The 11838-nt window shown below is 56.5% G+C and carries 8 protein-coding genes, 1 tRNA gene and 1 pseudogene; 1 reads left to right on the forward strand and 9 read right to left on the reverse strand.

Translation table 11 applies throughout. The features are described from left to right. Window positions 1-14 precede the first annotated feature (14 nt). Window positions 15-644 (forward strand): DNA-3-methyladenine glycosylase I, encoded by a 630-nt coding sequence (locus OZX57_RS04680; RefSeq protein WP_277161546.1) that lies wholly within the window; start codon window positions 15-17, stop codon window positions 642-644. A 224-nt stretch (window positions 645-868) separates the two neighbouring features. Here the strand turns inward: OZX57_RS04680 and OZX57_RS04685 are convergent. The 9 genes and pseudogenes from OZX57_RS04685 to leuS all read right to left on the reverse strand — a co-directional run bounded on the left by OZX57_RS04685 (window position 869) and on the right by leuS (window position 11828). Continuing rightward, window positions 869-941, reverse strand: a tRNA-Asn gene (locus OZX57_RS04685). 121 nt (window positions 942-1062) lie between these two features. Next, a complete protein-coding gene (tsaD, locus tag OZX57_RS04690) occupies window positions 1063-2106 on the reverse strand; it encodes a tRNA (adenosine(37)-N6)-threonylcarbamoyltransferase complex transferase subunit TsaD (protein WP_277161547.1) in 1044 nt (347 codons plus the stop codon). Further along, a complete protein-coding gene (gene rimI, locus OZX57_RS04695; protein WP_277161549.1) occupies window positions 2103-2687 on the reverse strand; it encodes a ribosomal protein S18-alanine N-acetyltransferase in 585 nt (194 codons plus the stop codon). The genes tsaD and rimI overlap by 4 nt, the downstream gene beginning before the upstream one ends. A gap of 10 nt (window positions 2688-2697) precedes the next feature. Continuing rightward, on the reverse strand, window positions 2698-3618 hold the full coding sequence (gene tsaB / locus OZX57_RS04700) for a tRNA (adenosine(37)-N6)-threonylcarbamoyltransferase complex dimerization subunit type 1 TsaB (RefSeq protein WP_277161551.1): 921 nt from the start codon (window positions 3616-3618) through the stop codon (window positions 2698-2700). Window positions 3619-3731: 113 nt separating this feature from the next. Then, entirely contained in the window at window positions 3732-4334 is a 603-nt protein-coding gene (tsaE, locus tag OZX57_RS04705) for a tRNA (adenosine(37)-N6)-threonylcarbamoyltransferase complex ATPase subunit type 1 TsaE (protein WP_277161552.1), read from the reverse strand. Further along, window positions 4331-5319, reverse strand: a pseudogene (gene holA / locus OZX57_RS04710) (DNA polymerase III subunit delta). The gene tsaE and the pseudogene holA overlap by 4 nt, the downstream one beginning before the upstream one ends. 118 nt (window positions 5320-5437) lie before the next feature. Then, window positions 5438-6982, reverse strand: a complete 1545-nt coding sequence (locus OZX57_RS04715; RefSeq protein ID WP_277161553.1) for a ComEC/Rec2 family competence protein — start codon at window positions 6980-6982, stop codon at window positions 5438-5440. A 515-nt stretch (window positions 6983-7497) separates the two neighbouring features. Continuing rightward, window positions 7498-8400 (reverse strand): helix-hairpin-helix domain-containing protein, encoded by a 903-nt coding sequence (locus OZX57_RS04720; RefSeq protein ID WP_277161554.1) that lies wholly within the window; start codon window positions 8398-8400, stop codon window positions 7498-7500. A 449-nt stretch (window positions 8401-8849) separates the two neighbouring features. Next, window positions 8850-11828 carry a leucine--tRNA ligase gene (gene leuS, locus OZX57_RS04725; protein ID WP_277161555.1) on the reverse strand — a complete coding sequence of 993 codons (2979 nt, stop codon included), beginning with the start codon at window positions 11826-11828 and terminating at the stop codon, window positions 8850-8852. Window positions 11829-11838: the final 10 nt, after the last annotated feature.

Below are 11838 nucleotides of genomic sequence, written 5' to 3' on the forward strand. Positions count from 1 at the left end.
AAGGAAATCACAGCATGACCTCAAGAAAACAAACGACGAACAACGACGCTAAGAAGCAAGATAGTGAAATATCGAATACCACCGATGGTCTCGAACGCTGCTGGCCGCAATCGTATCTTGGCTTAAGCCATGACATGCTCGTTTATCATGACACGGAATGGGGTGTGCCGTGCTACGACTCCCAAGCTCTATTCGAGCGTTTGGCTTTGGAAGCCATGCAGGCCGGACTTTCCTGGAACACCATCATCAACAAACGCAAAGCCATCGATGTCGCATTCCATGATTTCGACATCGAAGAAGTCGCTCGAATGACTCCGGAAATACCGAAACTGATGGAGAACGAAGGAATCATCCGAAATCGCCGCAAAATCGAAGCCATCATCCACAACGCCCAAGTCGCCTGCCAACTGGATATGCCGTTCGCCGATTATATTTGGCATTTCGCGCCGGATGGGCCCAGCATCAACAGGCCGAAGAGCCGCGATGAGGTTCCGGCAGTGACCACGGAATCAGTCGCGATCAGCAAGGCCCTCAAAAAGGACGGATTCAAGTTCGTAGGCCCCACCACCGTCTATGCCTATATGCAATCGATGGGCATGGTCAACGATCATTTACAGGGGTGTTTCTGCTGCCCGGCGCGATGATATCTTGCATAGAAAGCCTGGCGTCTTCAGAGATTTGAATTCCAGATAAAGAAATTCGGAAATATCGGCCACGAAAATGTACCGGCAGCAACAGGCAACCCCGCCACATCGTCCTTATCGCCTTTACATGCAGGGATACATTTGGATACATCAACATTGCTTCGACTCATGCGTGCATAAAGAAAAATCCTCAGAACCTTAAAGATCCTGAGGATTTCATTCCGCTCCCGCAGCTGGGCTTGAACCAGCGACATTCTGATTAACAGTCAGACGCTCTGCCAACTGAGCTATGCGGGAATGTCCCGTACGAAGCTTGAAGCACCGCACAAGAAATATATAATATACGAGAATCGTCATCGTGCAACTCCAATGGCGTGTCGCTTGGTTTTTGCGGGATGTCGCGACTCAGATAGGCGCTTCACACACTGATGACGTTCATGGGCATCGCGGAATCGATAGGGAAATCCGGATCGGACGGACGTACGCCAGCTTCAACCAGGTTGACGCCCAGCATGGCCACCATGGCGCCGTTGTCGGTGCACAGTTTGATCTGCGGGATACGTACTTCGACGCCATGCTCCTTGCCGACCTCGAGCAGCTTGGCGCGCAGCTGAGAATTGGCGGAGAAACCGCCTCCGACGATCAAGGTCTTCGAGTCGTATTCCTCGCAACCGTGCATGGCCTTGTTCGCCAGCACTGTGGCCACAGAATCCGCCAACGAGGCACAGACATCATCGACCGGAATTTCCTTGCCGGCCGCCTGCTGAGCCTCAACCCAGCGGGCCACGGCGGTCTTGACACCGGAGAAACTAAAATCGTAGGGGTGCTCTTTGCCGGCCTTGCCTTTGGTGAGCCCCTGCGGAACCTTGATGGCATGCGGGTCGCCCAACTGTCCGTGTCTGTCAATATGAGGGCCGCCAGGATAGGGGAAGCCCAGCAAGCGGGCAACCTTGTCGAAGCACTCCCCCGCAGCATCGTCGAGCGTCGTGCCGACCACATCGACATGTCGAGCGACATCCTCGACATGCAGCAGCGAAGTGTGTCCGCCGGAGACGATCAACGCCAGCGTATCCTTCGGGAAGGGGCCAAACTGCAGCTGGGTGACGGCAATATGGCCGATGACGTGGTTAATGCCGTAAATCGGCTTGTTAGCGGCCCATGCAAGGGCTTTGGCACCAGATACACCCACTGCAAGGCAGCCGGCCAGTCCGGGCCCCGCAGAGACGGCGATGGCGTCAACGTCGGAAAGCTCCATGTTCGCGTCGGCCAAGGCCTTGGAAACCACGGGCACGAACGCCTCGGCGTGCGCACGCGAGGCTATCTCCGGAATGACACCGCCATAGCGCGCATGCTCTTCCATGGAGGAGGCGACCACGTTGGAAACGAGCGTGCGCCCGCGGACGATGGCCGCTGCGGTCTCGTCACAGGTCGATTCGATACCCAGTACTGTCGGTTCGCTCATTGTTCTTGCTCCATATTCCTTTTCGCGCTGCTGAAACCAATGATAGGTTCTTCAAAATCCAAGGCCATGCCAATGGCATCAACATCTCCAGGTTGATAGTAATGCCGCAGCAGACCGATATTCTTGAAGCCTTTGGAACGGTACAAACGTTGCGCGGCCTCATTGTCCGCACGTACTTCGAGCCTGATGCGACGCACATGGTACATGCACGCATATCGGATAAGCCTGTCGAGCAGGTTTCCGCCGATGCCCTGTCTGCGATAACGTTGATCGACTCCGACGCTCATAATCTGTGCCTCATGGTCGGCATGCCACATGCCGGCGTACCCGCGCATAGTCAGCGTAGGTGAAACCGTGACTGGCATCTGCCGAGAGCCTGGGGCAGCATTATGGACGGTTTCCATCAAACCTGCTGCTTCGGAGGCATCCGCTATATCGCCGATATATATTCTTGAGGGATCAATCAACTCGTGATGCATCGTCTCGCGCTTCCAAGCCTGCGAGCCAAAGAGACGGGCATCAAGCGAGGTAACGCTGTCAAGCGCCCATTGCGGCTCAAGTTCATCGAATGAGACAATCATGCTCTATCGCTCACGCCTTCGTCGCGCCCGCATGGTTGAGGACATGCTTCAGAGGATTCGGCACCGAAACGTCAGGACGGCGCAGATACAACGGTTCCACCGGCTTGATCGATTCAGATGCATGACCGCCGGCTGTGGTGGCTTGCAAACCCTCTTGATCGGGCTTGAACCCGTTGGAAGCCAGGGCACAATCGGCAAAGATCTCCAACCCGGCTGCCCTTGCATCGAGAACGGACGCATCGATGACACTACCCAACATTGCGCCGAATCCCTGCCAGGCCTCGGCGTATTTGGCTGCGCCGTGGCCGACGATGTCAATGCGATATTCACAGGACATGTCGAGATTCTCGATGGCTTGGATAACACGTTCAACGATATGCTGAGGATAATCGATGTCCATCTGGACCACTGTGGAAATATCAGCTCTGCAGTGTCCGTTCTCTGTCCCATTCGCAGGGCTGCCGATACCTGCATCCGCACCTTTGTCTGCATAAAGAGCAAAGTAAAGCTGACGCCGCCTGGCATCATTGACCGCGAGGGTGAGATGCTGGACATTGCTTTTCCCGTCAGAAGGTGTCACTTCGTTGAGGAATACGCAATCAGCCAGTCTGGCGTCCCCATGCCGTTTCAGTTGCATCATCCATGCTTGAGGCTCGAGAATATCCTGTCCGAGCAATGACGCGCCCGTGGCGAACGCCATGGCCTTCGCCGCCACGACACCGGCGCGCAGCCCGGTGAACGGTGCTGGACCGACGCCGACGACGATATAGTCAAGGCCGTTGGAAGCCAGCCCGGCCTGCTTGACGGCTTTGCCGACATTGACCTGCAGCCGTTCAACATGGGTACGCGAATCGGACTCCACAATGGGTTCGTGGCCCAAGACTCCGACCGTGGAACCAAACGAGGTGTCGATGACCAACGTGTTCGTCATGTTTTGTTCTCCTGACATTTCACGCAACCCGATACGCGATTGACTCTTCACCACGTATCCGTGCCGCTGTTACTGTACAACGCGGATATAACCGTCCGCCACCGCTCAGCTGCTCAGCCTTGTAGAATCGTTTGCAAATCCGTGTCGAAACCCTGCCAACGCTTGCCTACCGGAACAAAGGTAACCGTGCGCATGCCGTCTCCCGTAAGTTCAGCGTCGGGATTGCCGGCTTCGGCCTGGATCACCGCCTCATCCAGTGGCCGGTCGATATGCACTTCAAGGCGCTCCTGGGCGAAAGCGGAAGCCATCTGTTCACCCCACTCCATAAGAATCACCGTATGTTCGCCCGGGTCCTCGAGCTCCTCGTCCAACCCCAGCGATTCGAGCTCATCGAGGAGCCTTTCAACCGTATCCTGCCCCGGAGCGAAGTCGTTGCCACCAAGCCGATAGGCGTCGACATGCACCAAGTGAGCTGACGAGCTGTCGGCAAAGCTGCCGTTCAATTCACGCGCAATGGTGAAAGTCGGCGAGACGATGGGATCGGAGATATGAAGACCGGCGCCGAAACCCTGTGCAAACGTAGTCTTTCCTGCCCCCAAAGGGCCGGAAAGTAGAAGCACGTCACCGCCATGCACTAAAGAGGCAACCCGAGTTCCCAAGCGTTGCATATCCTGCCCGGTGGGCACTTCGATCATATATGGAGATTCTTCTGTCATACGTTCATTCGTCCTTTGTGGCTTATCAGCTCGATGGAACGCTCCAGCGCATACATCGGGTCGCCACCGTTGGTTTTGTTCTGCTCGTCGGCCCATGCCAACGTCTGGATACAGCGTGAAAGCCCCTCCGAAGTCCAGCCACTCAGTTGACGGGTCGCATTGCGGAGCACCCACGGATTGGTTTTGGCCTCGGCTTGCGAAATTTCACCGGAACGCACGGCCGAGGCCTTGGCGAGCGTTCTGAGTTTCATGGCCAGAGAGCCGACGAGCGCGATAGGATCGGTGCCTTGGGCAACAGCCGCACGCATATCGATGATGGCTTTGGCGTCGTTACCGGCGAGCGCCGCGTCCGCCACTTCGAATCCTGTGACTTCGGCATTGCCGGTGAGATACTGATTGACCAGCTCAAGCCCGATGGGGTCCTCATCGAAATCGAAACAAAGCTGAGAGCACATCGCAGCCAGTTCGCCCGTTTTGTCTCCGAGCACCGCCACCAGTTGCTGGGCGGCGGCCGGGTCGATGCGACGATGTTCGCGCTCAAAACATTGGATGACAAAGTTCAATTTCGCATCGGCACGTTTGAGGTCTGGAACGTCTTTCTTTTCGGCCCCGGCTTTGGTCAACCTGTCGATGACCCTTTTGCCTTTTGCCCACCATCGTGTTGGGCGATGACCGTCCCTGTGTTCTCGGATGGATTTTTGGTCATGGAAGCGCAGTAGTCGACCATCGTATCAGCCAAAGAATCGTCGGCGTTCTGGACGTGCCGGATGATGACGATGGAGCTGGAGCTCAGCAGGGATGGGCTCACGGCCTCGTCGAAGTCGTACTGACTTGCATCCGTCGCGTCGAGTTCGATGATCTCCGCTTCGGGATCGTTCTTCGCGGCCCGATCACGGCAATCGCGAACCTGCTGTTGGTTAAGGAACTCGTCGCCGCCAATAACTAACACGAATCGGGTCCGCTGTTTGCTTCGTTTTGCAGCCATCACATTCCTCGATTCGCGGTTCTGCCGAAAATGTCTGTAACGGGCGCAGGTCTTCTGGCACCCCTATCCATGATATTCAATGTGCTGTCACAGGTGGACATACGTCGTGTCATCGGTATCAGTCGGGCTGCCAAAGCCGTTCGAACATCTGTTCGGTTTCTTTGAGCCATATCGCTCCTTTGCTACGTAACCGCATGAGACACCCACCATTGCGGACCACTGAGCCTTCGGTATTATGTCTTCTCGCCATAGCGGACAATACCTTGCAAAGCAAGACTATGCCTATTTCACAGACCACGACCGCCAACGTTCCCCCTATTCCACCAGCCCATGGAACGGTCGCCGATTGCGAACCTCCGATGGTATCCGCGCACCACTGCATCACCGCTGTCCCACAGCTTGATAGCCAGACACACGCAAACGCTAGATGAGGAGCACATGACGACAGTACCAATCCCGCCAGTCCGGTCAATGTAGAGAAATCCACGAACGGCGCCACCAACAGATTCGCCGGCACCGAAAGCAGCGGCAATGTCGGAGTCATCAGCACCTGTATCGGCACAGTGAACAGCTGTGCGGCAATAGTCACCGACATACCGTCGGCAAGAAATTCTGGCAACAATATCGAGAGCCGCTCTGCAATGGGACCGGCACAGAGCACGATTCCAAGCACAGAGGCGCAGGAAAGCGCAAAACCGTAACTTCTCGACATTGTAGGATCGGCGAGCAACGTGAAGACGACCGTCCAACTCAATGCACTGATTGCCTGCGGTCTTCTGCCGATAAACATGGCTAAAGACGCAAAGACCCCCATAATCAACGCCCGCATCACTGAGTCGGAGGGATACATGGCGCTCGCGAGCGCCACATAAGCCATCGCTGTCAGCAGCGAGACAATCTGACGTGGCAACAGGAATCTCGCGCAACCTGAGCGTATCAGACTTCCAATCAGCGCGAAATGACCACCGGATACGGCCATGAGGTGCATGATGCCGGAATCCTTGAAATGCGTCTCCAATAGTGTGGCGAACGTTGCATTGACAGGCTCATGCTGGATCGCGCTCGCACCCATGAAATCCTGACCCAAAAGCCCGATTGTCAATCCCGGAACCAGCACCCGGCCTTGCTCGGAAAGTCCCTCGGTCACAGAAAAGAACGAACGCTGCATGGAATCCACCAGCCGCTTTACGGGCGGGGCGCGTTCGACCATCCGAGTTTCAGCATCATCGCTCAGAGTCAGCCAGATCGGCCGTACACCATATCTTGCGATTTGCATTGTGCCGGCGGTCGCCACAGTCTGCCCATCCGAAAGCCTGCCACAAGCCGGTTTGTTGGCGTACAGGACGATACGCGACCTGCTGTCCTGCCATATGCCTTCATAGCCCAAACCGACCAGATGCGCATTCGCCTGACAATCGGCCTGCCATGAACTCGCTGCCGTTACCGGAGAGTCGAGCCTTACCATCACCTCAACCTTGTTTTCGCCTTCTCTGGCGAGTGCTGTGGCCGGATCTCGATAAGCCAAGACCTCGCTGCCCATTGCGGTGATGAACGCAGCGAGCGCCGAACAGACAAGAACAGTAACCCATATCGTCCTGTTCCCGCGAGATCCGCACGGTTCCCGTGAAATCGTGGATCTCAGCGAGGGAGTTGCCTCTTTCATGGTTTTCTGATCTGTTATAGACTGTGGATCCGTTGCCGATGCCGTCAAGACCCGGTCACCTATTTCATGCTCGGATTGTCGCTGTCGACGGTTCCTCGACAAAACCTGAATTCCGGGTTCGACAATAGATTGCGAACACTCTGAACCATCCTGACGACTCCCGTTATGGCTCAACCATCGGCGAGATACGACAAGCAAAACAATCAGACCGACAAACAGCAAAAACAATACGAGCGCCGAAAAGATGGTTTCATCGTGCAACGGACCTATCAATCTGCCCACGGCCCTGACCAATACTGAAACCCAAGATGAAGAGCCGTTCATCCCATCGGCATCATGGTTCGTTGAAGACGAGGAGTCCGGCTGGCCTGTCCACAGAACGAACAAGGCATGCGAGGCCAGCAATGCAACCCACATGCACAACGCCACCGGCAGCATCCGCCAATCACGACTGCCTTGTTCGCTGCCTCGTTTGTCGTCAGGGCCTTTGTCTTGATAAATACCAGAGCTTTTCATCAGACCGTCACCTGCCCACGTATCTTCTCCAACGTCTTCTGTCCGATACCTGAGACTTTGAGCAGCTGATCAACACTGTTGAAACGGCCGATTGACGATCGATAGTCGATGATTTTCTGTGCCATCACCGGGCCAACACCCTTGATTTGCTGGAGCTGCGTGCTGTCGGCGGTATTGAGGTTAATGAGATTGCCTTGCCCCGTTGCAGTTTCGGTTTGAGTCGGCGGATTCGCCGATGACGAATCGCTACCAGCCTCTGCATTTTGTCCGTCAGTTCCAGCCAAACTTTGCGAAGGGCCTGAACCACCACCAGCTCGAGAAGTGTTTCCTTGTTCGCGTTTGGAACTCTTGGATTGCGGTCCCGAACTCACTTCGGAACTTACCGATGAAGCTTCGGTTTGCTGCCTGTTGTAGTTGACCGCCTGCGTCACCAGCATCGTCAGGCTCGCGCATAACGCCACCACCAGTACCAGAATCACGATGACGGCCTGCGTGGGCCTGAACACCAGTCTGGGTATGGTTCGCTGTGCCGAAGCCGATTGTTCAGCTGCTGACCTATTTGGAGCAGATCCCATTGCAGAATCAGGATCACCGACTTTCAAAAGCTGGCCAAAACTTCCTTCATCCTTCACCGGCTCGTTTTCCGGTTCGATAAGCCAAGTGTCAATTGACGGCAACGGAGGAAGTCCGACCCGTAAAAGTCCTTCGTCCGGATTCTGCCCGTCTCCCCTTTCTTTGAAACGGGAACGATTGTCCTCATCCGCATATCCCGTGGAAAAGACGTTGCCGGCATAAGCTCCGTTGAAATCGTCTTTTGCACCACGTTGCCCCATGGAGGCAAGACGGGACTGTGGGATGGAACCATTGTCGCGACCATCTTGGCTAAACTCATTCGGAGACATGGCAGACGAATACAGCCGCGCCGTTGCAGTCCGTTCTTCGTCATGTGCTCTGTTTCCGAAATGAATATTCATGCCTTAAGCTTGGTTGAACAGGCATCAAAAGTCGAGCCAAAACGACCACTGTGGTCGAATGGTAAGGGTTATCCACATTTGAGGCGTGTCATATCCTTACCCATCGAATCGTCCACATTCGTCCCAAACATACAGATAAAAAGCCTATAGCCATACAACGCATATTTTTGGCTGAATTCAGTCAATAGACCATCCGAAATTCTTCTTTTTCGAATTCCTGATTTTTTATGAATACATTTATTTCATCCGAAGAGAAAGCAACGGAACAAACAAAAGGTGGCACCGGAATTGAATCCGGTGCCACCTTATTCGTCCTTTACGCCAGACGGCCGTTCGTTATCATCTCAAAACACCGTCTAACAGCAGTGGTTTACCCCTTACTCCGCCGGCACAATCGAGACGATCTTCGGCGCCTTGACGATGACCTTGCGCGGTTCCTTACCACCCAAACGGTCGGCGACGGCCTTCAGAGCCATCTCCTTGAGCTCGTCAGGGTCGATCGAGGGGCTGACCTCGAGCTTGGCACGAACCTTGCCCTTGACCTGCACGACGGCGGTGACGGATTCCTCGCCCACGTAGCGCTCGTCGACCTTCGGCCACGGCTCGTGTGCCAGGGACTCGGCATGGCCGAGCTTCGACCAGAGTTCCTCACAGATATGCGGGGCAATCGGCGAAAGCATGAGGATCAGCGGTTCGACGGCGGCGCGCGGCACCGACTTCAGGCCGGTCAGGTGGTTGTTCAACACGATGAGCTTGGCGATGGAGGTGTTGGGGCGCATATGCTCCATCTCCTCGGTGACCGCGGCGATCGTGTTGTTCAAAAGCTTCAGTGTCTTGGCATCGGGAGCCTCTTCGGAGACCGTAACCTCGCCAGTGTTCTCATCGACGACATTGCGCCAGAGGCGCTGCAGGAAGCGCATGCCGCCCACGACGTTGCGGTCGTTCCATGGGCGGGACTCGTCGAGCGGGCCCATGCTCATCTCATAAAGACGGAACGTATCGGCGCCATACTGCTCGTACATGTCATCCGGGGTGATGATGTTCTTGAGGCTCTTGCCCATCTTGCCGAACTCGCGGTTGGCGTGCTCGCCGTTCCACGTGAAGGTCGGCTCTCCGGACTTGTCGGCCGGACCTTCCTCCACTTCGGCGGCGGGCACATACTGCCCGCGGTCGTCGGTATAGGCATAGGCCTGGATCATACCCTGGTTGAAGAGCTTGTGGAACGGTTCCGGCGAATCCACATAGCCCAGGTCGAAGAGAATCTTATGCCAGAAGCGCGAGTAGAGCAGGTGCAGCACCGCGTGCTCGACACCACCGACGTAGAGGTCCACGCCGCCGGTCTTGCCGGATTCCTGGTTGTGGTTCGGGCCCATCCAATACTCGTACTCGTCGGAGTCAACCATGTGCTCGGTGTCGCTCGGATCGAGGTAGCGCATGTAGTACCAGCAGGAGCCGGCCCAGTTGGGCATAGTGTTGGTGTCGCGATAGTAGGTCTTGGGACCGTCGCCCAAATCAAGGGTGACCTTGACCCAGTCCTCGTTGCGACTCAGCGGTGCCTCGGGATTGCTTTCGGCGTCCTCCGGATCGAAGGTCTTGGGGCTGTAATCCGGCACGTCGGGCAGGTTGATCGGCAGCATTGAGTCGGGCAGCAGGTGCGGCACGCCGTCCTCGCCGTAGACGATCGGGAACGGCTCGCCCCAGTAACGCTGGCGGGAGAAGAGCCAGTCGCGCAGACGGTAGCTGACGGTGCCCTTGCCCACACCGGCGGACTCGAGCCACTTGTTGACCATCTCGATGGCATCGTTGACGCGCAGGCCGTTCAGGTCGAGCGCGTCACCCTTCGCCGAAGTGGAATCGGTCGAGGAATTGATGACGATTCCGTCGTGCGAGACGAACGGCGCCTTGCCTTCATAAGCGCTCAGGTCGTCACCGGAATCAGGCAACGGCTTGACGGTGTAGATGACCGGCAGGTCGAACTTCTTGGCGAAGTCGTAATCGCGCTGGTCGCCGCCGGGCACCGCCATGATGGCGCCGGTGCCGTAGTCCATCAGCACGTAGTCCGCAGTGAAAATCGGCAGCTTGTCGCCGGTGATGGGGTTCACGGCATAGAGACCGGTGAACAGGCCGGTCTTCTCGCCACCCTCGTCGACGCGATCCTGCGCGGTCTTGGATTCGGCCGCGAGGCGATAAGCCTTCATACCCTCGGCAGGTGTGGCGTAGCCGCCCTTCCAATCCTCAGGCGTGTTCTCCGGCCATGCTGCGGGAACGTGATGGAGCAAGTCATGCTCAGGCGAGACGACGGCGAAAGTGGTGCCGAACAGTGTGTCAGGACGAGTGGTGTAAATCTCCATGTCCTGCTCGCCGTCAGAGGTGTCGACCTTGAAATGAACCGAAGCGCCGTGGGATTCGCCGATCCAGTTGCGCTGCATCAGCTTGACCTTCTGCGGCCAGTCGATGATGTCCAAATCTTCGATCAGACGATGGCCATAGGCGGTAATGCGCATGGACCACTGGCGCAGCTCACGCTGGAAGACCGGGAAGTTCCCGCGCTCGGACTTGCCTTCGGCGGTGACCTCCTCGTTGGCGAGCACCGTTCCCAGGCCCGGACACCAGTTGACCGGCGACTTGGAGATATAGGCCAGACGGAAATCGTTCAGGACGTCGGACTGTTCGGCTTCGGTCAACTCATCCCATTGCTTGCCGGAATCCTCGAACCCCGGAATGGCGCGCTTGCCGGACTTGAACTGGTCGATCAACGTGTCGATGTGGCGAGCAGAACCTTTGCCGCCATCGGGACGGACGAAATCAGGGTCGTACCAGGCGTCATAGATGCGCGAGAAAATCCACTGCGTCCAGCGCATGTAACCGGGGTCGATGGTGGCGAAGGTGCGGCGGTTGTCGAAGCTCAGGCCCATGCGGTGCAGCTGGCGACGCATGTTGGCAATGTTGGCCTCGGTGGTGACGCGCGGGTGCTGGCCGGTCTGTACGGCGTACTGCTCGGCGGGAAGGCCGAAGGCGTCATAGCCCATGGCATGCAGCACGTTCTCGCCCTTCATGCGGTGGTAGCGGCTGACGACATCAGTAGCCAGATAGCCAAGTGGATGGCCGACATGCAGGCCCTTGCCGGAAGGATACGGGAACATGTCCATCGCGAAGTACGGGGTGCGCCCGTCGGCGAGGTTGCCGTTGCCGTCCTTCAGATCGCCTTTGACGTTCGCGGCCCAGAAGGTGCCCTTGTCATCCCAGGTTTTCTGCCATTTTTCTTCGATATCCTGCGCCATCTTGGCGTTGTATCGGTATGCCGGAACACTAGTAATATTGGCGCTCGAATCCGCGCCCTTCTCATTGTCGCTCATAAATAGGATT

It is taken from the genome of Bifidobacterium sp. ESL0682 (assembly GCF_029392815.1).
Lineage (GTDB): Bacteria > Actinomycetota > Actinomycetes > Actinomycetales > Bifidobacteriaceae > Bifidobacterium.

What these genes read in the sequence shown, in the direction of transcription:
- OZX57_RS04720 (WP_277161554.1), bottom strand. Translation starts at nt 8,400, where the DNA reads ATGTCTCCGAATGAGTTTAGCCAAGATGGTCGCGACAATGGTTCCATC.
- tsaB (WP_277161551.1), bottom strand. Translation starts at nt 3,618, where the DNA reads ATGACGAACACGTTGGTCATCGACACCTCGTTTGGTTCCACGGTCGGA.
- tsaD (WP_277161547.1), bottom strand. Translation starts at nt 2,106, where the DNA reads ATGAGCGAACCGACAGTACTGGGTATCGAATCGACCTGTGACGAGACC.
- tsaE (WP_277161552.1), bottom strand. Translation starts at nt 4,334, where the DNA reads ATGACAGAAGAATCTCCATATATGATCGAAGTGCCCACCGGGCAGGAT.
- rimI (WP_277161549.1), bottom strand. Translation starts at nt 2,687, where the DNA reads ATGATTGTCTCATTCGATGAACTTGAGCCGCAATGGGCGCTTGACAGC.
- OZX57_RS04715 (WP_277161553.1), bottom strand. Translation starts at nt 6,982, where the DNA reads ATGAAAGAGGCAACTCCCTCGCTGAGATCCACGATTTCACGGGAACCG.
- leuS (WP_277161555.1), bottom strand. Translation starts at nt 11,828, where the DNA reads ATGAGCGACAATGAGAAGGGCGCGGATTCGAGCGCCAATATTACTAGT.
- OZX57_RS04680 (WP_277161546.1), top strand. Translation starts at nt 15, where the DNA reads ATGACCTCAAGAAAACAAACGACGAACAACGACGCTAAGAAGCAAGAT.